Here is a 23857-nt window from a genome sequence, read left to right on the forward strand (position 1 = left end):
TTCTGATTAGCAAGGCTCATCCGAATTTGAGTTGAGTGGTCGTATGGCGGCGCCAGTGGTAATTGACACCATTAAGCGGTTTTTAACCGATCTCGGTGGCAAAGTTGGTCATTTAGTGTTTTGATTAAGATAGCTTTAATAAAAACAAGGAAAAACAATGAGAAAACTCATTTTTTTGTTGTTGGTATCTACGTTAGTTGCCTGTGCGGCAAGCCCAGAACAATTGGCTGAGGAAGGAGACTGGTACGAAATTGGTTATCAAGATGGTGTCCGAGGTCACACTCAACGTTCTTTTAAAGAGCTAGCCAGCTTAGGCAGTGTTAAACAAGGGGATTATGATCAGGGCTACCTGACAGGAATCCAAGAATACTGCAATCCTAACTTTGCGTATCAGATTGGTTTAACGGGGCAGTATTATGAAGGTGTGTGCGAGGGCACTGAAGAGGCGCAGAAGTTTCGCATGGAGTGGAAGCGTGGCTGGGATGAGCACGCTAATAAGTATTATTGATGAAACAAGGCTTGGTTGAGGCCAAGCCTTGTTTATTTTACTTGTAAGATCTCTAGCTGCTGTGGTTTTCCACTGCCTTTCTGAGAAAGCCCTCTTGACGACTTAATTGTTGCTTTGCGCTGTCGACATCCAGCCCAGTGAGAATCATTAAGATGGCGAGTTTCACGTCATAATCAGTTTGCTCAAGTGTCGTGATGGCTTGTTGCTTATCACAGTCTGTGGCTTGCATGACAATTCGCGCTGCGCGGGCAACCAGCTTTTTATTGGTGGCTTTGACATCCACCATCAGGTTTTCATAACTTTTACCCAAACGAATCATGCTTGCTGTTGTTAGCATGTTGAGTACCAGTTTTTGCGCGGTACCTGACTTCAGTCGTGTTGAGCCAGTGAGTGCTTCTGGGCCAACGACTGGGCTGATGGCGATTTGAGCGACTTCAGCAATGACCGAATCTGGATTGCACGATAACGCTACTGTTGTTGCCCCTAGATCATTAGCGTATTCCAGTGCGCCAATAACATAAGGGGTACGCCCGCTGGCCGCAATACCTACCACCACATCTTTCTCGCTAAACTCAATAGATTTGAGATCCGCAACGCCAAGTTCCGGTGAATCTTCTGCGCCCTCTTTGGCTTTGAGGATCGCTTCTGGGCCACCAGCAATCAGTCCGATCACCATTTGATCAGAGACACCAAACGTCGGTGGGCATTCAGAGGCGTCAAGAATTCCCAAGCGCCCACTGGTTCCCGCTCCCATGTATACTAAGCGACCGCCAGATTGAAAGGCTTGAGTGATTTTATCGACAGCCTGAGCAATATCAGGCAGGACTTTTTCTACCGCGAGAGGAACGAGTTTATCTTGCTGGTTAATTCTTTTAACGATTTCCAGAGAAGGCAGCAAGTCGATATCCATGGTGTCTGGGTTACGACCTTCAGAAACCAGATGTGAAAGCGCTGCGATAAGTGCATCGTTGGTCATAATCGTCCTTATTTAATCGGCAAAGTACATTACACCAAGAGAAGCTTCTTGGCTTGCTCCGGTGACTTCTGGCAAATTGCTTGGCAGGTTGTGAATACGGCGATAAGCAAGCCAAGCAAATGCCATCGCTTCCATATTTTGACTGTCGACACCTTGTGAGTCTGTTGGACTCACACTCCATCCGGGAAGTAAGGCTTTAAGGCGTGCCATTAATAAAGGATTGTTGGCACCGCCACCGCATACTAATAGCTGTGGTTGCTCACCTTGAGTGTATTTGTCGACTTCATGGCTGATAGTTCGTGCAGTGTATTCACACAAGGTACGCTGAACATCCTCAACTGAGCAGTTGTGATGACTGAGAATCGCTTCTAACCATGGTAGGTTAAATAACTCTCGCCCTGTGCTTTTTGGTGCTTTCGCTGCAAGGTATGGCTCCTGGAGTAAGGAGCTGAGTAAATCTGAATCTACATTACCTTGCTGGGCAAACAATGCGTCTTTGTCATACGGGTGACCACGGTGTTTCGCACACCAAGCATCCATTAGCATGTTACCAGGCCCCGTATCGTAGCCAATGACAGGGTGGTCATGACGAAGGACGGAAATATTGGCGATACCACCAATGTTGAGCACCACTGTACTGGCTTCGTTTGATTCAAATAAAGCGCGATGGAAAGCGGGAACCAACGGCGCCCCTTGTCCGCCCAGTGCCATATCTTTGCGTCTGAAATCCGCAATGGTCGTAATGCCGGTTCGTGTTGCAATGATATTGGCATCACCAAGCTGAGTGGTAAACGGAGTTTCTCCAGTTGGCTGATGGAAAACCGTCTGACCGTGATTACCGATCGCGGTAATTTGCTCTTTACTATGGCCTGTTTTTTCAAGCAAAGCCAATACTGCTTCGGCGTACAAGTGGCCTAGCTGATGGTCGAGAGCCCCAATTTGTTGTAGGTCAGTTTGCTGACCCAGACAAATGTCGAGTACCTGTTGCTTTATTGATGACGGAATCGGGTAATCTTGGTTGTCGATTAACTGAATCTGTCCATTCATGACTTCAATTAGGGCGACATCAATACCGTCCAAACTGGTACCAGACATGATGCCAATATAAAGTTCTTTACTCATTGTAATTTTCCACCTGTTGTCTGGCTAGCAGAGTCGCACCGTCAAGTGCGTCGCCTTTAGGAGTGATGAGTCTTGAGGACCATTTGGGGCTGAGATGTTGTTGATAGTATGCGCCCAAACTGCCTAAAAAAGCGATGTCTAGCTTGTTATTATCACAGCACTTTGCCACCAGGCTATCAATATGCTGTTGGCCTCTGTTTACGATTGTTGTGCTTACTGGGCAACCTTGTTGCGCGTGGTCCAATACGGCAGGAGCAAGCTGAGCAAAGCGTGAAGCATTGGCCGTGGTTAACCATTGTAAAACCTCTCCCCGTTGGCCACCTAAGTGTTGGGTCAAATAGTCGGTGAGTGGGTGGGAGGTTTCTTGTTCAAGCGCTTCAATGAGTGCTTGAACGGCTTGTTGTCCCAGCCAGGCACCTCCGCCATGATCGCCAATTGGAAACCCCCAGCCGCCATACATCTTACTGTGCCCGTCGGCATCCAGTTGTGTGGCGACGCTGCCTGTACCAATGGCAATGCAATTCACGGCCTGACCGTGATTGACGCCCAGCAGTGAAATATGTGCATCTGTTGTGACTACGCAATGAGGGTAGATTTGCAATGATTGTTCAAGAGCAAGCTTTGCTTTCGCGTTACCTGCCCCAGCGACACCAATCACAATAGAAACATGACTGGCCGCCAGTTTTATTTGCTGTAAGCAAGCCCCAATCGCTTGATGTAGTTGCTGATGAGCTTGCTCCCCTTGTTGTGTGAGAGATGACGGACCCAGAGTCAAAGTAAAAATCGGGTCCGTCATTAGGGGGTCTATTGACGTTAGACGTAAGGCGGTTTTCGTTCCGCCTCCATCTATAGCGAGTAAGTGCGTAATCATAAGCGAGCCGCTTGTAGTTGCTCTTGTGGCTGTGCTTTGCCACATAGGCAGACCGCAAATGAAACGAAAGTACCGATACACAGCTGGTAAGGAAACGCTAGGCTCAGCCCAACCCAGTCAGGGTTCAGTAAGCCGAATGTGTTATCCCAGACATAAGCTTGAAGTAACAGTGTGGTTAGAAAGCCTGCCACCAGTGCCATGGCAACGGAACGTTCACTGCCTCGGTCAGTAAACAAAGCGGTGAAGTAGACGCCAAGTAATCCTGTGTAGGCAAATACCATCACGCTGAGAGCAAAAGCAAGTAGTGGCATATCTGTGTATTGTTGCCAGTAAAAACACAGGATCCCCATGCTGCCAAGTGCTATGGCTGCGGCTGCCATACCCAATCGGCCAACTTTGACATAATGCGCATCATCTTGTTTGCCATCACGGGCTTCTTTCCAAGGTTTGTAAAGATCTTGAGTGGCGACAGAAGACATTGAATTCAAACCCGAATTTAATGTTGAAAGCGCGGCAGCCACTACACCTACGGTGACTAAGCCACGTAGACCCGCAGGCATCTCATTAAGAACGTAATACATGAAGATGGTGACACTCTCGCCATTGAAGTTCTGTACTACATCTTGCCCTTCTCCTCCCATTAGGTCCGGACGTTGATAGAATACGTACAATAGCAAACCAATGGTCATGAAAATCAGAACAATTGGCAGTGAAAAGATGATCGAATTGATCATGGCCTGTGAGCCCTGCTTGGCATTCTTACAGGTTAACACACGTTGAGTCATATCCTGATCGAGGCCAAACGCACCGATGTTCAATAGCACAAAGCCAGTAATACAGGCCCAGAAGCTAAATGTACCAGCGGGTGAGAAATCGAGGCTGAAATCGAATAAGGTAAGCTTTGAAGCCTGATCCGGCCCTGGGTTGTCTAAGACCTGAATGATCTGACTAAGATCGGCGGGAATTTGTCCAAGTAGGTAAATGATGACAGCCACAGCAGCACCAACGTACACAATCAGCTGAATAAGATCACTCCAAATAACAGAGCGAATCCCCCCCATGTAGGTGTAGGCGAGACCGACAACAACCAATATCACGATGGAAGCAATAACGCTGATAGGATCAATATTGGTAAACAGGATCATAGAAACGGCAATAGCGGCCATGTACAGGCGAGAGCCAGAAGCAAACACACGCCCGATAAGATACATCAAGCCTGCCCGTTGCTTGGTTTTTTCACCAAAACGAACTTTGAGCAACTCATAAACGGTCGAGACTTTGTTTTGGTAAAAACGAGGAATCAGCACCCAAGCCACAAATAGAGCGCCAAGAATACCGCCGATGTTCGTTGCAAGGTAAGTTAAGTCGCCACGGTAGCTGGAATCTGGCCCACCTAAAAAGGTTGCGGCAGATTGTGAGGTAGCCAGAACAGAGACTGCCACCACCCACATAGGCATACTATTTCCCCCGAGGAAGTAGTCCTTCGTCGAGGTGATTTTGACTCGGCTGAAATGCCAGCCAGTGTAGGCAATGATCGCAAAATATAAGGCGAACACTAACCAGTCTAGAGAGGTAAATAAAGAATTCATCGCAGCTCCATAGCTTGAATCATGTAGGGAATCTATTTATCGTTTTTTAGCAGTATGCTGATATGAATAACTCATTCCTAAATCTATTCTATGGTGGAATAATGACCGCTTTGATTCTATGATCCTGTTCTCAGTTCAAGCGTTAGCCTATTCCAAATACGGTTTTAACTTGGAATAACTATTCTCCAGCGACATAGCCCTGAGTAAACTGCAAACCATATAAAAGGAGAGGGAAGATGAAAGGTTTAGCCCGAATTCGAGCATTGCTACCACAATTGTCGCCTGCTGATAACAAGATCGCCCGTTATCTGCTCGAATATCCTCAACAGGTCAAACAGTTTTCTTCTCCAGAGCTAGCCAGAGCAATTGGTGTGAGCCAGTCGACGATAGTTAAGTTCAGTCAAAAGATCGGCTACAGCGGATTTTCCGATTTAAAAGTCCGCCTCTATGAGAGTGAATTGGCGTACCAGCCAAGTTCAAAAAAAGCGATTCATGGCACCATTTCACGCAGTGATAACATGACGTTGGTGATGGCTAAGCTCCTTTCAAGCAAGCAGCAATCGCTCGACCGAACCGTTGCTCTCAATGATGAACAAACCATTCAGCGGGCAGCGGGGTATTTGCATCTGGCGGGTAAAATTCAAATCGCTGGAGTAGGGGCTTCTTCGCTGGTGGCAAAGGACTTGAGCTATAAACTGACCAAAATTGGTCATGCCGTCCATTGTGAATACGATACGCATATTCAGGTGGCGAATGCGGCGGCATTGAGTGAAAACGATGTATTGGTGGCGCTGTCTTACTCAGGGCGAAGTCGAGAAGTTTTGAGCATTGCTCAGCTGGCTCGTAGTAAGGGGGCCAAGGTGATTATCATTAGCCAGCTTGCCCCTACACCATTGGACAAATACGCGGACATTAAGCTGATGACCGCCGCAGATGAAGAGCAGATTCGAAGCTCTTCCATTACCGCGCGTGATAGCCAGCTTTTGATGACCGATCTGCTCTTCATTGCTGTGACTCAGCAGGAAGAGAGCGCGGATCAATTAATTGAACAAAGTAAATCCGCCGTAGCGGCTTTAAAACAGTAAGGAATAATTATGGGACCTTTATGGCTTGATGTAGAAGGTTGCGAACTGAGCGCAGAAGATAAAAATATTCTTGAGCATCCAACGGTTGGTGGAGTGATTCTGTTTGCACGAAATTACCACGATAATGAGCAATTATTAGCACTGAATAAGTCGATTCGCCAGGCTGCGAAGCGTCCCATCTTGATTGGCGTTGATCAGGAGGGAGGGCGAGTTCAACGCTTCAAAGAAGGCTTTTCTCTGATCCCTGCGGCAGAAGCGTACGCTAAACACAATGATGGTGAAAAGTTGGCTGAGCAAGGTGGCTGGTTGATGGCAGCTGAGTTGATTGCTCATGACATTGATCTAAGCTTTGCTCCGGTACTCGATAAAGGCCATGAGTGTAAGGCGATTGGTAGCCGCTCATTTGGTGAAGACGTCGATACCATCATCCGTCACAGCAATGCCTACATGCGCGGCATGAAAGCGGTGGGCATGGCAACGACAGGCAAACATTTCCCGGGCCATGGTGGGGTGGTGGCGGATTCTCACTTGGAGACTCCTTACGATCATCGGGACTCGATTATTGAACAAGACATGGCGATTTTTAAAGCTCAGATCGAGGCTGGCTTGCTGGATGCCATGATGCCTGCGCATGTGGTGTTCCCTCATTATGACGACCAGCCTGCCAGTGGCTCTGAGTTTTGGCTTAAGAATGTGCTGAGAAAACAATTGGGCTTCAATGGCATTATTTTCTCTGATGACCTGACGATGGAAGGCGCGTCTGTGATGGGTGGCCCTGCCGAGCGTGCGCATCAATCTCTGGCATCGGGTTGTGACATGGTACTAGTGTGTAATCAGCGTGATGCGCAGATTGAAGTGTTGGATAACCTGCCTGTAATGGAAACACCACAAGCTAGTCAGCTATTAAAGAAACAATCTTTCACTTTGTCTGATCTGCGTAGCAGTGACGAGTGGAAGCAGGCATCCGAAGCCATGAAACGCGTTATTGGATAAGTTGAAAGTAACGAGTGAACAAGAGCCGCAACCGCGGCTCTTTTTAGTGGAAGCCAAGCATCTCTTTGAGGTTTTTCAAATAACGACGGCTAACGGGGATAGGGTGATCACTGACTGTGATGATTTCTGCTAGCCCATTCTCAAGTAATTTGATCTCTTTTATGGCTTTGATGTTGACCAAAAACTGGCGGTGGCAGCGCACTAACGGGGTTTTCTCTTCCAGTACTTTGAGTGTTAGTTGTGAAGTGGCTTTCTGCTCTGCTGTTTGGACGTGCACACCACCGATATCACTGTAGGCAAACTCTACATCTTGAGTTGGAATGATGACAATCCGATTGAGTCCGGTACAGGGTACCTGATCTAAGCTGGTCGGTGTGAGAGCGGAGATTTGTTGTTGAGTATTATGAGTGACGGACCTAAGAAGTCGTTTAATGGTTTTCTCTAATCGACAAGTATCAATGGGCTTTAACAAGTAATCGAATGCGTTGTCTTCGAATGCCTGAATAGCGAACTCATCGTAGGCGGTGACAAACACAACTTTCGGCATGGTGTCTGGATCGAGCATACCTAGTAGTTCAATGCCTGTGATTTGTGGCATCTGTATATCAAGAAACACTACATCGGGCTTGAGTTGATTGATTTTTTTTAAGCCTTCAATAGCATTACTTGCCTGCTCCAAGACGGTGACCTTTCCTGATTCTTCAAGCAGCTCTGTCAGCTCTTCTCGAGCAAATAATTCGTCATCTATGACTAAAGCAGAAAGCATGTTTGTTTCCTAATCGATATTTTTCTCGGGAATGAGGAAGCTCATTCGAGTCAGTTGGTGTGGCGTCACATCAATATTGAGTGATGCCGTCTGACCAAACTTGTTGGTTAAGCGCTTATCGACGATTTGCATCCCGAGCCCCTGATGATTATCAGCTGGTGGTTTGTAACTGCCTGCGTTGTCTTCCACACACAGCTGATACCCCTGCTCAAGTTTCTGGCTGTAAATGCGGACCTTTCCTCCTTCCAGTAGGTTTGATATGCCGTGCTTAATGGCGTTCTCGACTAAAGGTTGTAGGGTAAAGGTCGGCAGTTTGCGCTCCAGCAATGCGGAATCAATGTCAACGTCTACCTCTAATCGGTCGGTAAAGCGCGCTTTTTCTATGGTGAGATAAGCATTAACGTGCGCTAATTCTTCTTTAAGGGTAACCGTTTCTACATTTTGTTTGAGGTTGCTGCGAAAGAAATGTGACAGATGCTGAATCAACTCCCTCGCCTTAGGTGGATCGCGTCGAATCACGGCGCTAATCGTGTTGAGTGCGTTAAATAAAAAGTGTGGGTTGACTTGTGCATGGAGCAGCTTTATTTCAGCTTGGGAAAGTAAGGTACGTTTTTGCTGATAGTCACCAAACAAGATCTGACTGGAAAGTAATTGAGCGATGCCTTCAGCCATGGACATATTAATGGTTGAAAAGAGCTTACGTTTAGGCTCGTACAGCTTAATGGTGCCAATAACCTTGTCACCTGCATGCAAAGGAATAATCAGAGCAGACCCTAGTTTGCAGTTTTTAGACAGGGAACACTGATAAGGTTTGTCTTTGCCATCGAGGTAAATGATGTCATTACGTGCAATGGCGTCTAATGTGCTTTGTGATGAAATAGGGGTTTCAGGTTTGTGATGGTCATCGCCGATACCGACAAAGGCAAGTATCTTCTCATTGTCTGTGATTGAAACCGCCCCTACGTTGGTTTCCTCATACACGATACGCGCAATCTTCTCGGCATTATGGGTATTGAAACCCGAAGCGAGTATACCGACCGAACGCTCAGCAATGTTTAATGCTCGGCGTGAAAAGGTCGCCGAGTACTCTTCAAAGATAGTTTTTCGATCTTGCAGTATGCTCATAAACAGCGCTGCGCCGACTGAGTTTGCGATGATCATTGGTGCTGCAATCGCAGAGACTAATGAATATGCCTGATCAAATGGTTTAGCGACGATCAGAATGATCGCCATCTGGGCGATTTCCGCCACTAAGGTGACTGCAAATACCACGCTTGGGTTAAAGAGTTGGGCACCTTTGCCCCGCCTGAGCAGATAGGTGTGTAATAAGCCACCAATCAAACCTTCTGCGGTGGTCGAGATAGCACAAGCAAGGTCGGTAAAGCCGCCAAGTGAGTAGCGATGCAAACCACCTGTTAACCCGACAAAGAACCCAACTACAGGCCCACCAAATAAACCACCCATCACGGCTCCTATCGCTCGGGTATTGGCAATCGCATCATTGATCTGCAAACCAAAGTACGTCCCCATGACACAAAACAGGGAAAACAGTACGTAGACACTGAGTTTGTGCGTTAGGCGATTAGAGATACTCAGCAATGGCAGGAAAATGGGGGTTTTACTTAGCATATAAGCAAGGACTAAGTAGACACACATCTGCTGAAGTAGGGAAAGAATGAGATCCATGAGTGAAATAATATGCTGGGCTATAGGCTTATTTTAGAAAAGATAAGTGGAAGAAAATATGCTCGAGTCGAAGTTTTTCAACTAACTAGCTCAAATGACAATAACGTAAAATTAAATTTACGGTGTGTTTTTTAATGTGTACACCTTGAAATTTGTTTTTAGGCTGTTATTTTATGTTTATTCGCAGCCCATTAGAGATGCATTTAATTGGGTGTAAAAAAAAAAATACAGGTTTGAGTTATGCAAAAAAGTGAGTTGAGCAATATAAATATTAGCGAAGAACAAGTTCTTATTACACCTGAAGAGCTGAAAACTAAGCTGCCTTTGAGCGATAATGCACGTCGCTTCATTCAAGAGTCTCGCCAGACTATCGCCAACATCATCCATAAGAAAGATCACCGTTTGTTGTTGGTCTGTGGCCCTTGTTCAATTCACGATATTGATGCAGCTAAAGAGTACGCGAAGCGACTCAAAGCCTTATCTGAACAGCTCAGTGATCAACTTTACATTGTTATGCGTGTTTACTTTGAAAAGCCACGTACTACGGTGGGCTGGAAAGGCTTAATTAATGACCCGCATCTCGATGGCACTTTCGACATCGAGCATGGCTTGCATGTAGGGCGTCAACTTCTGATCGAGCTTGCTGAAATGGAAATTCCTCTCGCAACAGAAGCGTTGGATCCGATCAGTCCTCAGTATCTAGCTGATACATTCAGTTGGGCGGCAATTGGTGCACGTACTACCGAATCTCAGACTCACCGCGAAATGGCGAGCGGCCTTTCGATGCCAATCGGCTTCAAGAACGGTACTGATGGTAGCTTGGCAACAGCCATCAATGCTATGCAGGCTGCGTCATCAAGTCATCGCTTTATGGGTATCAGTCGTGAAGGCCAAGTTGCGCTTCTCACTACCCAAGGCAACCCAAATGGCCACGTGATTCTTCGTGGTGGAAAGCAAACTAACTATGACTCAGTCTCTGTGACTGAGTGTGAGCAGGATATGGCGAAAGCTGGTCTTGATGCCTCTCTGATGGTGGATTGTAGCCATGCCAACTCACGCAAAGATTTTCGCCGCCAGCCTTTGGTCGCAGAGGACGTCATCCATCAAATCCGCGAAGGCAACAAATCAATTATCGGCCTAATGATTGAGAGTCATATTAATGAAGGTAACCAGCCGTCGGATATTCCTCTCAATGACATGCAATATGGCGTATCTATTACCGATGCCTGTATCAATTGGGATACAACTGAGGCACTATTGCGTCACGCACACACAGAGCTGGTCCCATTCTTGGAAGACCGTCTGAAAGGTTAAAAGAGAAGAGTAACAAGGAACATCATGGCCGTTGAATTGAATGAATTGCGTGATCAAATTGACGCAGTAGACAAACAGATTCTGGATTTATTAGCGCAGCGATTGGCTTTGGTTGAGAAGGTCGGTGAAGTGAAAAGTGAACACGGCCTGCCGATTTATGCACCAGATCGTGAAGCGGCCATGTTAGCTTCACGTCGTGAAGAAGCGGAGAAGAAAGGTGTACCGCCTCAGTTGATTGAAGACATTCTTCGTCGCACCATGCGTGAATCGTACGCTAGTGAAAAAGATTCTGGTTTTAAGTGCTTAAACCCCGAATTGCGCTCTGTGGTGATTGTGGGTGGTAACGGCCAGTTAGGTGGGCTATTTGGCCGTATGTTCAAATTGTCTGGCTATGATGTCAAAGTGCTGGGTAGTCAGGACTGGGACAAAGCAGATGAAATGTTGGCAGAGGCTGGGTTGGTTGTCGTAACTGTCCCGATTCACCTAACGCAGGGGGTGATTGAAAAGCTGGGTAACCTACCAAAAGATTGTATTTTGTGTGACTTAACTTCTATTAAGTCTAAGCCTCTTCAAGGCATGTTAAGTGTCCACCAAGGGCCGGTTGTTGGTCTTCACCCAATGTTTGGCCCCGATGTTCCAAGCTTGGCAAAGCAGGTGATTGTGTATTGTGATGGCCGCGGTGAAGAGCATTACCAGTGGCTACTGAAACAATTCTCTATTTGGGGTGCTAGCTTATGCCAGATTGATGCCTCAGAGCACGATCATGGTATGACTTTGATTCAGGCTCTGCGTCACTTTACGTCTTTTGCTTACGGCCTACACTTGAGCCGCGAAAATCCGAACATTGAGAAGTTGCTGCAGTTAAGCTCCCCCATTTATCGATTAGAGCTGGCGATGGTTGGTCGACTGTTTGGTCAAGATCCTAACCTTTACGGTGATATTATCCTTTCTTCCGATGAAAATATCGAGATGATCAAACGTTTCCATCAATGCTTTGGCGAAGCTCTAAAAGTGCTGGATGGTAAGGATAAGCAGGCGTTTGTTACGAGCTTCAATAAAGTGAGTGAGTGGTTTGGTGACTACTCGAAGCAGTTTATGCATGAAAGCCAGAATCTACTGAAGCAAGCAAATGATTCCATTCATCGTGGCTAACCTATAACGCCTAACCAGATATTGTAAGAGCTGCCCTAGGCAGCTCTTTTTTGTCGATTAATCTACCCTTCATCGGTTCTTTACTGTGTGGACCGACTGATCCTCATAGGGCTGATGAGTCAGGTTAACCTGCAATCTAACTGTGTTGTTGATTAGCTTAACCAGTGGTGCCCATTTCACTTTCTTTTCTTTTTCAAACAGGTAATTAAAGTTTTCTGGTGTCCAGTCCATCATGTACTGCGGATTGAGTGCACGGCCGAGAAAGCGAACTTCATAGTGCAGGTGTGGGCCAGTTGAGTTACCTGAATTGCCGCAAGCTGCAATCAGATCGCCTTTACTGACGAACTGTCCGCTGCGAACTTTAAACTTAGCTAAGTGGGCATAAGAACTCACAAAGCCAAAAGAGTGCCTCAAAGTTAGAAAGTTACCAAAGCCTTTTGTGCTTGGACGAACTGTTTCGACAACACCATCAGCGGGGGCGTAGATGGGTTCGCCACGCTTACAGGTCAAATCGATCCCCGTATGGGTATGACGTTTACCCGTGATAGGGTTAGTTCGTTTACCATAGGAGGAGGAGATACGAAGGTAATCCATTGGCGCGTCGTTGGGAATCATCCGAAACATAGTAGCTCGTACTGCAGAGTCGATAGCCGCGGCATCCAGGCGACTGAGTAGGTTGTGTTCTTCTGCTTGTGTGTCATCAGCTAGACCGAGTACCGATTCTACATCATAAACTCGTTTGCCTAAGGTATGGAGCTGGTCGCGCTTCTCTTCAAGTTCCTGAGATAGGGTGTGTGTTTCATCCACTTGCTGCTGATATTGTTGCTCGGTTTGATGGAGTTGTTTGAGTAATTGAGCCACTTGAGAGCGGGAGGTGCTGTGTTGATACCAGCTGTAATAAGCGATGATCGTACTGAGTCCAAGCACACTGATTGAGCCAATAATAGTAAAAAGAAGGGCTTTTCTTGAAACGTGAAAAAGTTGCTCCCCAGATGACGAGGGGATAGAAATTATGATCTGTTTGGACATACGGCTCGGTTAGGTGTATTCACCCAAGTCTGACAGGTGTTCGATGTCTCTATGTAGGAGTTCATCATCACCGACATTCAATTCAATTAACCGCTTAAGATGTCCGATACTTTCTATATCAATATGATCAATACTCATACGAATCACATTGTTACGGAGGCTCACAATTTTGCCGACTAGCTCAATCGTGATATCACTATCTTGAAGCGAGAATGTTACATCTACCATGCTGTCGACATCAAGCGAGTCTGCGTCATCCGACGTCAGCAGCAGTCCATGCAAGGATAAATCGCACAAAGAGGATTTCACCACTTTGTTGTCTTGAGATAGCAAGGCTTGTGTTTGGTAAACAATGCGCGAAAAACGACGGCGTTCGATCATAGTTGTCTCTCTTAATGGTATCCAATAAGGCTATCAAATCAGGACTGACTGCTATACGCGTCGGTTCGCATTATTGATTTAAAATACGGTAAAAACCACCCGTATTGTGAATCAATATACAATAAAGGCCGCTATATTAGCGGCCTTTGCACAAACTTCAAGCAGAATTACTTCGCAATACGCTTGTATTTGATTCGGTGCGGTTCCGCTGCTTCTGGACCTAAGGTCTTCTTCAGCCACTCCATATACTCAGTATAGTTACCTTCGTAGAAGTTCACCTGTCCTTCATCACGGTAGTCAATAATGTGTGTGGCGATACGGTCAAGGAACCAACGGTCGTGCGAGATAACCATGGCACAACCTGGGAATTCGAGTAGGGCCTCTTCCAATGCTCGTAACGTTTCAACATCAAGATCGTTGGTCGGCTCATCGAGTAGCAGAACATTACCGCCAGCTTTAAGTAGCTTCGCTAGGTGAACGCGGTTACGCTCACCACCGGATAGCTCACCAATGACTTTCTGCTGATCACTGCCTTTAAAGTTAAAGCGTGAGCAGTAAGCGCGCGCTGGAATTTCAAAGTTATTGATCTTAATGATGTCTGCGCCTTCAGAGATCTCTTGGTAAACGGTTTTGGTGTCATCCATAGAATCACGGAACTGATCAACTGAGGCCAGTTTAACAGTATCACCCATTTCAATGGTTCCAGAGTCTGGTTGTTCAGTACCGCTAAGCATTTTGAACAGAGTCGATTTACCTGCGCCGTTAGCACCGATAATACCCACGATAGCACCCTTAGGTATACTGAACGACAGGTTATCAATCAGTACTCGGCCATCGAAAGATTTAGACAGGTTATTGACTTCGATAACCTTATCTCCTAGTCGCTCACCAGGTGGGATGAACAGCTCGTTAGTCTCGTTACGCTTCTGGCGATCGCCACTTTGTAGTTCTTCAAAACGAGCCATACGAGCTTTAGATTTAGACTGACGACCTTTAGGGTTTTGACGAACCCACTCCAGTTCTTTTTCAATCGTCTTCTGGCGAGCTTTTTCCTGAGAGGCTTCTTGTTGTAGGCGCGCATCTTTCTGCTCTAGCCAAGACGTATAGTTACCTTGCCATGGGATACCTTCACCACGGTCAAGTTCGAGAATCCAGCCCGCGGCATTGTCTAGGAAGTAACGGTCGTGGGTGATAGCGACAACAGTACCTGTGTAGTCCACTAGGAAGCGTTCTAACCAAGCAACAGACTCTGCATCAAGGTGGTTGGTTGGTTCGTCGAGTAGCAGCATATCGGGCTTAGAAAGAAGCAGGCGACAGATGGCAACACGACGGCGTTCACCACCAGATAGGTGTTCTATCTTTTGATCCCACTCAGGAAGACGCAGTGCATCCGCAGCACGCTCCAGGGCGTTCTCAAGATTGTGCCCTTCTTTGGCTTGGATTAGCGCTTCAAGTTCACCTTGCTCTTTTGCGAGTGCATCAAAGTCAGCATCTGGCTCGGCGTACGCTGCGTATACTTCGTCAAGACGCTTCATTGCTCCTGCAACATCGGATACCGCTTCTTCAACGATTTCACGTACGGTTTTGGACTCATCCAGTACTGGCTCCTGAGGCAGATAACCGACGTTCAATCCAGGTTGTGGGCGTGCTTCACCATCGATGTCAGTATCGATACCTGCCATAATTCGAAGAAGTGTCGATTTACCAGCACCATTTAGACCAAGAACACCGATCTTGGCGCCAGGAAAAAAGCTTAGCGAGATGTCTTTCAGAATTTGACGCTTAGGTGGCACGATTTTGCTCACCCGCGACATAGTATATACGTATTCAGCCATTGCCGATCGTTCCTAAAATTTCAATTCACGTAGAAGAAGCATTTTATACCAAGATGACGGGCTTTGTTACCTTCGAAATGAGGTCGGCAAAGAACTAATTAGGTTATTGATTGATAAGTGAACAAATCATTTGTTGTGGTGCCACTTATGTCACAGTTGTGTGAATTTATTATTATTTGCATCTATACGCTTTACACGGCTGCTTACAATAAGCATAAATGAATAACCATATGACTTATTCTCAACGGGACGAGAATTTATGATGCTGACGTTTTCAAAGTCGCTGCATCGCATTCCTTCATCGATTCTGACCTGGGTTTCGATGGTTTGCAGCGCAAGCATAGCCACTTCAGCAATGGCGAGCGATCTCCAGCAACAGCGGAAGATTTATGATCAGGCCCAAGAATACCTCGATAATGATCAGGTCACTCAATACCAAAAAATCCGTAACCAGATCAAAGACTACCCTTTAACACCCTACACAGACTATCGTGCATTTTTGGTGAATATTGGACAGCGTTCTCCAGCCGAAGTTGAAGCTTTCATTGAGAGCAACCGTACTTTGCCATTCTCAAGTCGTATTCGGGCACCATACATAGATAGTCTTGCCAGACAAAAGCAGTGGCAGAAGTTGATAGAATTTCAGACGGTTGAACCTCGTGGCGAAACGTATCAATGTCATTACTACCATGCGCTTTACCAGACGGGTCAAAAAGATCAGGCATTTGCTGGTGCGGAAAAACTTTGGCATTCGGGGCAGAGTATCGCTGATGCTTGTGACCCTCTATTTGATGCCTGGGACAGAGCTGGGCTGAGAACTGACCAGCAAATCCTTGAGCGTATGTTGTTGGCGTTCGAAGCGCGCAATGGATCTTTGATGAACTATCTCAAGAAGCTATTGGACTCAGATAAAGCTCGCCAACAGGCTTTAGACATGAAGGCATTGTTCAATCGTCCAGAAAGTGTGGTTAATTTTGCTCGCCAGCATCCGGACAACGATCTGTCTCGTGCTCAGACTGGTCTCGCGCTGAAGAAACTGGCTCGAAAAGATGTTCGAATGGCTCAAGAGGCCTTTGATAAAGCAACTAAAGCCCAAAGTATGCCCCAAGATGAAAAGCAGAAATTGGCGGATTATATTGCTTTTAGACTAATGAATACTGAGTCTAAATCGCTGGCAAAATGGCGTGATAAAAAGATAGCCTCCTCTAGTAATGATAATCTGATAGAGCGGCGAGTGCGCTTAGCGATACAGGAAGCTGACTGGCACGGAGTTGAAAGTTGGATCAGCTACTTGTCTGAAGAAAAGCAGCAAAGTTTACGCTGGCAATACTGGCTAGGTCGTAGCGAAGTGGCACTAGGCGACACTACTCGAGGCAGTCAGCGTCTTGAGGGGTTGGTTGGTCAGCGGAATTTTTATAGTGTAGCGGCAGCTAAAGAGATTAAACGCTCGATAAATTATCCTGTCTCTACCATTTCTTTTGAACAGCAAACGGTCAAACCATTTAGGACGGCTTTAGTTCGTATTGAAGAGCTGATTGAGCGGGATAAAATAGCCGCAGCGAAAAGTGAGTGGCGCTGGTTATTAAATCGTGCCAATTCACAGCAAAAGGAAATGTTGGCAGCGTATGCCTCTTACAAAGATTGGTCTCATTTGACGGTAACTGCGAGCATTAAAGCGAAAATGTGGGATAACATTGAGCTTCGTTTTCCAGTTGCGCATCGTTGGTGGTTTAATTTCTATGGTGAAAAGCACAGCATTGACCCAATCACCTTGATGTCTTTGGCAAGGCAAGAAAGTGGTTTGGATGTGGAAGCGCGTTCTCCTGTCGGTGCTCGCGGGATTATGCAAATAATGCCATCAACCGCCAAGTATACGGCACGTAAGTACCAACTCGCCTATCGCAATAGTAATGACTTATATGAGGTCGGTAAGAATATCGAGATAGGTAGCCACTATCTCAAAGGCTTGTTAGAACGATACGATAATAATCGAATTTTTGCGTTTGCTGCGTATAATGCAGGGCCACATCGAGTGAAAACCTGGCGCGAGCGTACCCAAGGTAAGTTGGATGCTTATGCATTTATTGAAGCTATTCCATTTAAGGAAACTCGTGGTTACGTGCAAAACGTTTTGATGTTTGAAACCTATTATCGCAACCTGTTAGGGGTCGATGGTGCGTTCCTCAACCAAAATGAAATTGACACCAGGTACTGATTTTATGGCGTTCCTAGGTAGCGAGAACAGATGGCAACACAACCCGAGTATACTGACTGGCAACAGGTCTTAGACCTTATAAAAAGTAGCGTAGAGTCCGAACAGCATGAAATGTTGCTGACGATGCTGCTGACACCTGATGAGAGAGAGTCTTTAATCGCAAGGGTCAATATATGTCGTGAATTGCTTAAAGGTGAATTGTCTCAGCGTCAAATCAGTCAGATGTTAGGGGTGGGGGTCGCCACTATTACTCGTGGATCCAATGAGCTGAAATCGAAGAGCGAAGCAGAAAAGGCTGAAATCTCAGTGTTACTTGAACTCAAATAAAGGTGCTCTCGCACCTTTATTCTTATCAGAGATTCGCGGGGAAATGCTCTGGATTGGTAAATGGAATTAATGCCAATATCAATGCTTGATGATAGACGCTGCTGCGAGTCAGTTGATCTTGCGTCAATAAACTTATCGCTCCGCCTTTTTGTTTAATATTCTCTGTGCCAAATATTTCGTCCATTACATCGCCGAGCTCGTTGGCCTGAGCGAGCTTCTCAATGACAACCGGTGGAAGCATCAAACTGGCAGAGCGAGATTCGCCGCGGTGGGTGTCAGACTCGATCACCATCCAGGCAAACGTGATGTTATCTTCAATACCTGCTTCAAGCCCTACATAATAGTCTCCATCAGGCTGAGTGGTTTTGGCGTTACGAACCCGATTGAGCGCTCCGGTATGTGTCTCTTCATTGCTCATCGGTTGATCAGCCACTTCACTGGCTACATTCACACCAACAAATTCAAACGATTGGGAGCTAAAAGTCGCTTGAAACGCACTTTTGACGGCATTTATTTTGGCTGGATTAAGCGAAGCGACAATAACTTTCTTCACCGACATGATGGTTTCCTTGTATTGATGATTTGAGGAACTTTAGCTCGGAGAGTGAAACTGGCGGAGAGAGGAAATACCCTTGCATGTAGTCACATTGGTTTTCCGCCAGCCACTGATGCATTTCTTTAGACTCTATACCTTCTGCTGTAACAATCATTGACTGTGAGTGGCACAGATCGACCAGTGGTTTCACCACCTTCTGGTTGTTGGTCTTGATCAGTGCCGCGAGAAATTCACGATCGAGCTTAATTTTCTGTACTGGGTATTCTACAAGCTGAGTGATAGATGTATAGCCGGAACCGAAGTCATCAATCGCAAGCTTAAAGCCCATTAAGGAAAGTTCGTGTAGCAATGAATAGCTTTGTGAATCGGTGGCGAAGGTTTCCGTGATTTCAAAATCAACCAGACTTGGAACAACGTGATATCGCTTGGCTGAGCGCTGTATATCTCGTGCCAGTTGTAGTGAATCTAACTCTGCAGACGAGAGATTGATCGATAACTGAATTGGCGACTCAAAGCAGCTTTGCAAGGCAACGAAGTCCTTGAATGCTTGCTCTATGACCCAGCGATCGATTTTTCCAAATAGCCCTGTTTTTTCTGAAATAGGAATGAACTCACCAGGATTTACTTTGCCCATCTTGGGCGACTCCCAGCGCAGTAGAGCTTCAACGCCGACGATTTTTGTCCCTGAGCGGTCAAAGTAGGGCTGATACATTAGGTGGAATTCGTCATCGAATTCACCATTTCTTAATGCACGCTCAATCTGAGTTCGGCGACGAACAATTTGGTCTAATTCCTCCGAATAACGCGCGACTTGATTCTTACCAGCACGTTTTGCCTGATACATAGCGGTATCGGCATTAGAAAGCAGTTTGGCGAGATCCTGGCCATCTTGAGGGTAGGTTGCGATCCCAATACTGGCGGTGATTGGAAAGCTGCCCAGCGATGAGGTTTGCGGATTTTGAATCGGCTCTAACACTGCTTGAGCCACTTTGTCAGGGTAATTGTTCTGATGAGCGGAGGCGATAAAAATGGCAAATTCATCGCCTGATAACCGGGATGCAATACATTTTACGCCATGAGACTGTTCGTATTGACGACAAACCTCGCGAATATGATTGGCAAAATTAACCAGTAGCGAGTCCCCAAGATGGTGGCCATATTTATCGTTGACGTATTTAAAGTTATCTAAATCGATGTACAGGATCCACGCATGAGTATGCAGCAGTTTATTCGCGATAGTCCGTTCCACATAGACTTGAAATTGATAGCGATTGGCTAATTGAGTGAGGTGATCATTTTCGGCCATCGCTTTGGTTTTCTGATAACTCGAATTGAGTTCTTTGTACATCTCATAGAATCGCACCGATAAGCGACCAATTTCATCGTTACTATTGAGCTTCTCTATATTTTGCCGTTTATGCCGTTCCACTTCCTGAAGCTGTCGTTCAAGTTGGGTGATGGGGCTTATAACTCGTCGATGGAGTAAGAACAGCAAGATAAGTATGGTTGCTATGGTGGATGCGCCAAAAAACAGCATCAATCTTTGCTCAATTTTGTTGAGTTTTTTTGCCAATAAATACTGAGCAGGGTCGAGCACTGCGTATAAGTTAGGTTTGAGCTCGACCGACTGAGTGAGGCCTGATTTAATGACTGGCTGGTCAGTGAAAAAGATGCTGCTGTCGTTATCAAACTCGATGAGGTGCTTGAGTTGATCAAACTTATCCAAAGACAGATACACCACAATAAAGAACACCTGATCGGTGTTGTAGCTGAGCGGGGAAATTAGCGTGTTGGTGTCCAGCACATCATAGCGAACCAATATGCTTTGGCCTTGGTGATTCTTTGTAAAGCCAGTGTAGGACGCATTGCCGGTACGACGGTAAGTACGATCGACAAAATGAAACACATTTTGATCAAGCTTAGAGAAGGGGTCGGTTTGATTATCTGCGTAAAATTTGGGGGCTCGATTATGGTCTAAAATAGCGACTGAAATATCATTCTGTTGGTTAGCCTGAAGGTTAGCGATGGTCGTCTGCAGATTATCTATCAGCTCCATTTCTCGATAAGGGTTATCTTGTTGGCCGAAGTAGTGACGAATAATGTCACTCTTTGTCAGAGTAAGAGAGTAGCTGTTCAGTAATGCTACCGACTGACGAAAGTGTCCGGCGAGCTTCTCCATCGTAAGTTGGAGGTAGCTGTATTCGCGCTTTATTAATGCGTCTTTTTGGTTGTTGTAGATACCGTAGCTAGAAAATGCAGCACTGATTAGGATGACTGGAGAGACTAGCAACAGAACTCTAGTACTGAGCTTCATGGTGTTTCAGAATGCGATTTATTATTTTTGCTCGTAAGCTGATGTTTGACGCCGAGAGTTCGCTATCTACACGTCCTTGCTCGACTCGCTGTTGTTCTGGAAACAATGATGCATCATCTAGATACCAATCTGGCATCTGTTTTAACGCCGTTAAGTTTGGTGTTGCAGCTTTGATGTCTGTTGCATTTTTTGCAGCCACAGTGGGATCCATGAGGTATTCTAGGAAGGCTTTTGCTGCTGGTTTGTTCTCTGAATGACTGCTGATGGCTAGGCAATCGACCCAAAGATACAGTTCACCTTTGGGGATGGTATATGCCCACTGATTACCTGCGTAATATCGGTTGAGTGAATATTGATCGCCACTATAAGCCAATGCCATAGTAAGCTTCTGAGCATTTTTATTACTGCGGATGTAACTCAGAATATATTCGTAGGTTAGGACTTTATCGCTAAATGCCTGTAGAGCGGGGTAGGCTTGCTGGAAAAGAGTTTCACTTTCCTCTGTTGGAGCGATACCTAAGCTGTAAAAAACAGGTAGGAAGCTTTCAACGCTGTCATTGATCATGCCAATCTTGCCCTCTAAATTTTTAGGCGGATTGACGAACTCTTGCCAGCTGGTTGGAGGTTTCTCGACCATATCTTTTCGATAGGCTATCCCCACCGTGCCCCAGAAATACGGAACGGCATAATCACCGCAGGCTCGTAGCCATTTGTCGTCATTATGCTGACGATTACTCAGTTGGGTTAGGTCTTCAAAAGAGCCCAAACGTCCGTAAATTTGTGCCGAAACATTATCCAATACGACCAAGTCAAAAGGTAACAGTACACCTTTCATCATAAGTAGACTGCGCTCATCGTCATTATCGAAATGGGACAACTTGAGCGGTGTTCCCGTAGCGGATTGCCAGTCATTGATGACATTAGGTGAGAGAGTATCTTCCCACATATAGACATTGAGGGGATTGGCTTGGGCAGGCAAGCTGTGTACGAAAAGAGTGAGGGAATATAGAAGTATCGTTCTCATATCAGCCAAGAAGTGACCTTCGGTTCTATGAATAGATAACGCCTATTAGAGTGAAGGACTGTCACTACACCTAATATGCAACCAAGATGCGGGATATTAGGTGTATTTATGGTTGGTGTCAGTCCCTGTCAGTAATTTATTTGATCTGTATTGTTGAATTATTGAAGTTTGACTGTGGTTGGCTTGATATTCTCACTTGGGTAACAACCCAACACTTTTAAGTGTTTTGTCAGCTGGGTTAGCTCGTTTAGCGCTTGCTGCATGTCCTCTGACTCGAGGTGAGACTCGAGATCAACATAGAACATTTCTTCCCATGGATTACCCATAATTGGGCGTGATTCCAACTTGTTTATATTAATGCCATATTTTTGCAGGACTAGCAGTGTTGCTACCAAAGAGCCGGCTTCTTGCGATGTTGACATAATAAGAGTCGTTTTCGCAGGAATTTGACTAGAAACTTCCACAGGTTTACGTGCCACGATAATGAAACGAGTGTGGTTTTCGGTTTGGTTTGCAATGTTGCCTTGTATAGATTGAAGACCATAGAGTTTGCCGCTTGAGGCGTTCCCGATTGCTGCCACGTCACTGCGGTTCATTTCTTTGACTTTCTGCATGGCATCTGCAGTACTGGCACAGGACTCAAGCGTTACGCCTTTCATCCGGCTTAGGAATTCACTGCACTGCTGGTGCGGTTGGGGATGTGAGTAAAGAGTTTTAATCTCTTCTAATCGAATGTCTGAGGTCGCGACTAGGCAGTGTTCAATCGGTAGCGTCATTTCGCCCACAATGTACAAAGTGGTATGTTGTAACAAGTCGTACACTTCATTAATTGAACCAGAGCTAGTGTTTTCGATCGGTAGAACACCGTAGTCAGCGTGACCGGACTCGACGGTTTGGGTCACTTCTTTGAAATGTTCACAGTTCAGTTCGATAAGCTCGGTATTTTTACGGCTGAAGTATTCGCGGCTCGCCAAATGAGAGTATGAGCCTTTGGAACCAAGAAAAGCGACGCGAGCGAGGGGTTTGCGACTTAGTTCGGGGTTGGCTAAATTCTGCAGGTAAGACTGTTGCAATAGAACAGAATCTTCGATGATGGTATGAAATAATTTAGTGATGTATTGAGCATCAAGCTCATATTTGTCACGGCCAGCATTGATCAGTTTGACTAGCAGTTGTTGCTCTCGCGCTGCATCGCGCACGGGCTTGGATGTTTGAACTTTACTCTTGGCAACCTCAATGCTTAGTTTTCTTCGCTCGGATAAGAGCTTTAACATTTCGTCGTCCAGCTCATTTAAACGTAAGCGAATTTCATCGAGTGAGTATTTTTGTTCGGTCATCCTGTATTCCTTCATAAAAAAAGCCTCCCGTTTGGGAGGCTTCCTGTTCGTTTTTGACTTTTCTTTCGAAAACGAGAGAGCCTCCAAACTTAGTGGAGAAAAAAGAAGTCAAAAAAGAACAGGGTGTTTAGAGCCATAAATCGTTACTTTGTTGTGATGCTGCCAACACAATAAGCAACCACTTAGTGAGCGTCAAGCAAAAAAATAGCGCCGTTTGGCGCTACTTTTTAAATCTTCCGTCACTCATCATTGTGAGTAGACCATTATTCCGTTTCTATCTCTTCTAGCTCTGGCTTTTCTGTGCGTCGAGCTTCTGGTTTGTGACGCAATTTATTTAGCTGACGCTCTAGTTTCTGTTCTACGTCATTAATAGCAACGTATAGGTCTTCGTGGGTAGCTGACGCGACAAGTTGGCCTTTAGGGACAGTAATAACAGCTTCAAATTTCTTCTGTTTGTTTGGCTCCTCGCTGAAGCTTGCCTGACATCCAATGATGTCTACTTGCCATTTTTCTAGTTTTTTAAATTTGCTCTCGATATGAGCGCGGATTGCAGAGGTGATGTCGATGTTTTTACCAGTGATATTTACTTTCATAGATGTTTTCCTCTGTAGCATCCCTCATGGGTTTAACTTCAGGTTACTCGTCTAAGTGGAAAATAATGTGACGTTAATCACTGTTTTGTGAGTGTGTTTTGGGATTGAAATTAAACGTGATCTACCTCAAATACTGAGTGTATTCAGCAGACAAAAAGCTTGTACGGATAAAAAATATCGCTAG

At 45.7% G+C, this 23857-nt stretch carries 21 protein-coding genes and 1 other annotated feature; of the genes, 7 read left to right on the forward strand and 14 right to left on the reverse strand.

The features are described from left to right. The first annotated feature begins 157 nt into the window (after positions 1–157). The gene (locus tag CTT30_RS02560; protein WP_239838480.1) at positions 158–508 is read left to right on the forward strand and encodes a DUF2799 domain-containing protein; all 351 of its coding nucleotides are present in this window, start codon (positions 158–160) and stop codon (positions 506–508) included. 52 nt (positions 509–560) lie between these two features. Here the strand turns inward: CTT30_RS02560 and murQ are convergent, their stop codons facing one another. From murQ to CTT30_RS02580, 4 genes are read right to left on the reverse strand one after another with little or no spacing between them, the layout of a single operon-like run. Then, on the reverse strand, positions 561–1484 hold the full coding sequence (gene murQ, locus CTT30_RS02565) for an N-acetylmuramic acid 6-phosphate etherase (protein ID WP_239868654.1): 924 nt from the start codon (positions 1482–1484) through the stop codon (positions 561–563). A 12-nt stretch (positions 1485–1496) separates the two neighbouring features. After that, positions 1497–2606 (reverse strand): anhydro-N-acetylmuramic acid kinase, encoded by a 1110-nt coding sequence (locus CTT30_RS02570; protein WP_239838478.1) that lies wholly within the window; start codon positions 2604–2606, stop codon positions 1497–1499. Next, entirely contained in the window at positions 2599–3477 is an 879-nt protein-coding gene (locus CTT30_RS02575; protein WP_252035950.1) for a glucosamine kinase nucleotide-binding domain-containing protein, read from the reverse strand. Before CTT30_RS02575 ends, CTT30_RS02570 begins: the two co-directional genes overlap by 8 nt. After that, positions 3474–5066, reverse strand: a complete 1593-nt coding sequence (locus tag CTT30_RS02580) for a sodium:solute symporter (protein ID WP_252035951.1) — start codon at positions 5064–5066, stop codon at positions 3474–3476. The genes CTT30_RS02575 and CTT30_RS02580 overlap by 4 nt, the downstream gene beginning before the upstream one ends. A 236-nt stretch (positions 5067–5302) precedes the next feature. On the opposite strand from CTT30_RS02580, the gene CTT30_RS02585 reads away from it, so the two are divergent. Together CTT30_RS02585 and nagZ are read left to right on the forward strand one after the other, a co-directional pair. Beyond that, positions 5303–6151, forward strand: coding sequence for a MurR/RpiR family transcriptional regulator (locus CTT30_RS02585; protein ID WP_239838475.1), 849 nt, complete (start codon positions 5303–5305; stop codon positions 6149–6151). 9 nt (positions 6152–6160) lie between these two features. Next, positions 6161–7144: a beta-N-acetylhexosaminidase gene (nagZ, locus tag CTT30_RS02590; protein ID WP_252035952.1), complete on the forward strand. Its 984-nt coding sequence runs from the start codon at positions 6161–6163 to the stop codon at positions 7142–7144. 43 nt (positions 7145–7187) lie between these two features. On the opposite strand, the gene btsR is transcribed toward nagZ, so the two are convergent. Continuing rightward, on the reverse strand, positions 7188–7910 hold the full coding sequence (gene btsR / locus CTT30_RS02595) for a two-component system response regulator BtsR (protein WP_239838473.1): 723 nt from the start codon (positions 7908–7910) through the stop codon (positions 7188–7190). 9 nt (positions 7911–7919) lie between these two features. Beyond that, positions 7920–9596: a sensor histidine kinase gene (locus CTT30_RS02600; RefSeq protein WP_252035953.1), complete on the reverse strand. Its 1677-nt coding sequence runs from the start codon at positions 9594–9596 to the stop codon at positions 7920–7922. A gap of 240 nt (positions 9597–9836) precedes the next feature. On the opposite strand from CTT30_RS02600, the gene CTT30_RS02605 reads away from it, so the two are divergent. Beyond that, entirely contained in the window at positions 9837–10910 is a 1074-nt protein-coding gene (locus CTT30_RS02605; protein WP_252035954.1) for a 3-deoxy-7-phosphoheptulonate synthase, read from the forward strand. A gap of 24 nt (positions 10911–10934) precedes the next feature. Further along, complete coding sequence (gene tyrA / locus CTT30_RS02610) at positions 10935–12062, forward strand: bifunctional chorismate mutase/prephenate dehydrogenase (RefSeq protein ID WP_252035955.1); 1128 nt, start codon at positions 10935–10937, stop codon at positions 12060–12062. 69 nt (positions 12063–12131) lie between these two features. On the opposite strand, the gene CTT30_RS02615 is transcribed toward tyrA, so the two are convergent. The 3 genes from CTT30_RS02615 to ettA form a co-directional block, all read right to left on the reverse strand. Beyond that, positions 12132–13091, reverse strand: a complete 960-nt coding sequence (locus CTT30_RS02615) for a M23 family metallopeptidase (protein WP_252035956.1) — start codon at positions 13089–13091, stop codon at positions 12132–12134. A 9-nt stretch (positions 13092–13100) separates the two neighbouring features. Continuing rightward, a complete protein-coding gene (locus CTT30_RS02620; RefSeq protein WP_239838468.1) occupies positions 13101–13472 on the reverse strand; it encodes a PilZ domain-containing protein in 372 nt (123 codons plus the stop codon). Positions 13473–13639: 167 nt separating this feature from the next. Next, entirely contained in the window at positions 13640–15307 is a 1668-nt protein-coding gene (gene ettA / locus CTT30_RS02625) for an energy-dependent translational throttle protein EttA (protein ID WP_252035957.1), read from the reverse strand. A 259-nt stretch (positions 15308–15566) separates the two neighbouring features. Here ettA and sltY point away from each other — a divergent pair, with 259 nt between their 5' ends. Together sltY and trpR are read left to right on the forward strand one after the other, a co-directional pair. Then, entirely contained in the window at positions 15567–17522 is a 1956-nt protein-coding gene (gene sltY, locus CTT30_RS02630; protein WP_252035958.1) for a murein transglycosylase, read from the forward strand. Positions 17523–17552: 30 nt separating this feature from the next. Further along, a complete protein-coding gene (trpR, locus tag CTT30_RS02635) occupies positions 17553–17849 on the forward strand; it encodes a trp operon repressor (protein ID WP_252035959.1) in 297 nt (98 codons plus the stop codon). Between the two features lie 25 nt (positions 17850–17874). Here the strand turns inward: trpR and yjjX are convergent, their stop codons facing one another. From yjjX to hpf, 5 genes are all read right to left on the reverse strand, one after another. Then, positions 17875–18408, reverse strand: coding sequence for an inosine/xanthosine triphosphatase (yjjX, locus tag CTT30_RS02640; protein ID WP_239876492.1), 534 nt, complete (start codon positions 18406–18408; stop codon positions 17875–17877). Continuing rightward, positions 18374–20719 (reverse strand): putative bifunctional diguanylate cyclase/phosphodiesterase, encoded by a 2346-nt coding sequence (locus tag CTT30_RS02645; RefSeq protein ID WP_252035960.1) that lies wholly within the window; start codon positions 20717–20719, stop codon positions 18374–18376. The genes yjjX and CTT30_RS02645 overlap by 35 nt, the downstream gene beginning before the upstream one ends. Continuing rightward, positions 20703–21743: a polyamine ABC transporter substrate-binding protein gene (locus CTT30_RS02650; protein WP_252036593.1), complete on the reverse strand. Its 1041-nt coding sequence runs from the start codon at positions 21741–21743 to the stop codon at positions 20703–20705. Before CTT30_RS02650 ends, CTT30_RS02645 begins: the two co-directional genes overlap by 17 nt. 158 nt (positions 21744–21901) lie before the next feature. Next, a complete protein-coding gene (pheA, locus tag CTT30_RS02655; protein ID WP_239838461.1) occupies positions 21902–23080 on the reverse strand; it encodes a prephenate dehydratase in 1179 nt (392 codons plus the stop codon). A 13-nt stretch (positions 23081–23093) separates the two neighbouring features. Further along, positions 23094–23215 (reverse strand) — a sequence feature (Phe leader region). A 128-nt stretch (positions 23216–23343) separates the two neighbouring features. Next, positions 23344–23673 carry a ribosome hibernation-promoting factor, HPF/YfiA family gene (hpf, locus tag CTT30_RS02660; RefSeq protein ID WP_239838460.1) on the reverse strand — a complete coding sequence of 110 codons (330 nt, stop codon included), beginning with the start codon at positions 23671–23673 and terminating at the stop codon, positions 23344–23346. Between the last annotated feature and the right edge of the window lie 184 nt (positions 23674–23857).

This window comes from Vibrio coralliilyticus (genome assembly GCF_024449095.1).
Classification (GTDB): Bacteria; Pseudomonadota; Gammaproteobacteria; order Enterobacterales; family Vibrionaceae; genus Vibrio; species Vibrio coralliilyticus_A.

Bases quoted from the DNA above. Each gene is read 5' to 3' on its own strand.
- CTT30_RS02560 (WP_239838480.1), top strand. From the start codon at position 158: ATGAGAAAACTCATTTTTTTGTTGTTGGTATCTACGTTAGTTGCCTGT.
- murQ (WP_239868654.1), bottom strand. From the start codon at position 1,484: ATGACCAACGATGCACTTATCGCAGCGCTTTCACATCTGGTTTCTGAA.
- CTT30_RS02570 (WP_239838478.1), bottom strand. From the start codon at position 2,606: ATGAGTAAAGAACTTTATATTGGCATCATGTCTGGTACCAGTTTGGAC.
- CTT30_RS02575 (WP_252035950.1), bottom strand. From the start codon at position 3,477: ATGATTACGCACTTACTCGCTATAGATGGAGGCGGAACGAAAACCGCC.
- CTT30_RS02580 (WP_252035951.1), bottom strand. From the start codon at position 5,066: ATGAATTCTTTATTTACCTCTCTAGACTGGTTAGTGTTCGCCTTATAT.
- CTT30_RS02585 (WP_239838475.1), top strand. From the start codon at position 5,303: ATGAAAGGTTTAGCCCGAATTCGAGCATTGCTACCACAATTGTCGCCT.
- nagZ (WP_252035952.1), top strand. From the start codon at position 6,161: ATGGGACCTTTATGGCTTGATGTAGAAGGTTGCGAACTGAGCGCAGAA.
- btsR (WP_239838473.1), bottom strand. From the start codon at position 7,910: ATGCTTTCTGCTTTAGTCATAGATGACGAATTATTTGCTCGAGAAGAG.
- CTT30_RS02600 (WP_252035953.1), bottom strand. From the start codon at position 9,596: ATGGATCTCATTCTTTCCCTACTTCAGCAGATGTGTGTCTACTTAGTC.
- CTT30_RS02605 (WP_252035954.1), top strand. From the start codon at position 9,837: ATGCAAAAAAGTGAGTTGAGCAATATAAATATTAGCGAAGAACAAGTT.
- tyrA (WP_252035955.1), top strand. From the start codon at position 10,935: ATGGCCGTTGAATTGAATGAATTGCGTGATCAAATTGACGCAGTAGAC.
- CTT30_RS02615 (WP_252035956.1), bottom strand. From the start codon at position 13,091: ATGTCCAAACAGATCATAATTTCTATCCCCTCGTCATCTGGGGAGCAA.
- CTT30_RS02620 (WP_239838468.1), bottom strand. From the start codon at position 13,472: ATGATCGAACGCCGTCGTTTTTCGCGCATTGTTTACCAAACACAAGCC.
- ettA (WP_252035957.1), bottom strand. From the start codon at position 15,307: ATGGCTGAATACGTATATACTATGTCGCGGGTGAGCAAAATCGTGCCA.
- sltY (WP_252035958.1), top strand. From the start codon at position 15,567: ATGATGCTGACGTTTTCAAAGTCGCTGCATCGCATTCCTTCATCGATT.
- trpR (WP_252035959.1), top strand. From the start codon at position 17,553: ATGGCAACACAACCCGAGTATACTGACTGGCAACAGGTCTTAGACCTT.
- yjjX (WP_239876492.1), bottom strand. From the start codon at position 18,408: ATGTCGGTGAAGAAAGTTATTGTCGCTTCGCTTAATCCAGCCAAAATA.
- CTT30_RS02645 (WP_252035960.1), bottom strand. From the start codon at position 20,719: ATGAAGCTCAGTACTAGAGTTCTGTTGCTAGTCTCTCCAGTCATCCTA.
- CTT30_RS02650 (WP_252036593.1), bottom strand. From the start codon at position 21,743: ATGAGAACGATACTTCTATATTCCCTCACTCTTTTCGTACACAGCTTG.
- pheA (WP_239838461.1), bottom strand. From the start codon at position 23,080: ATGACCGAACAAAAATACTCACTCGATGAAATTCGCTTACGTTTAAAT.
- hpf (WP_239838460.1), bottom strand. From the start codon at position 23,673: ATGAAAGTAAATATCACTGGTAAAAACATCGACATCACCTCTGCAATC.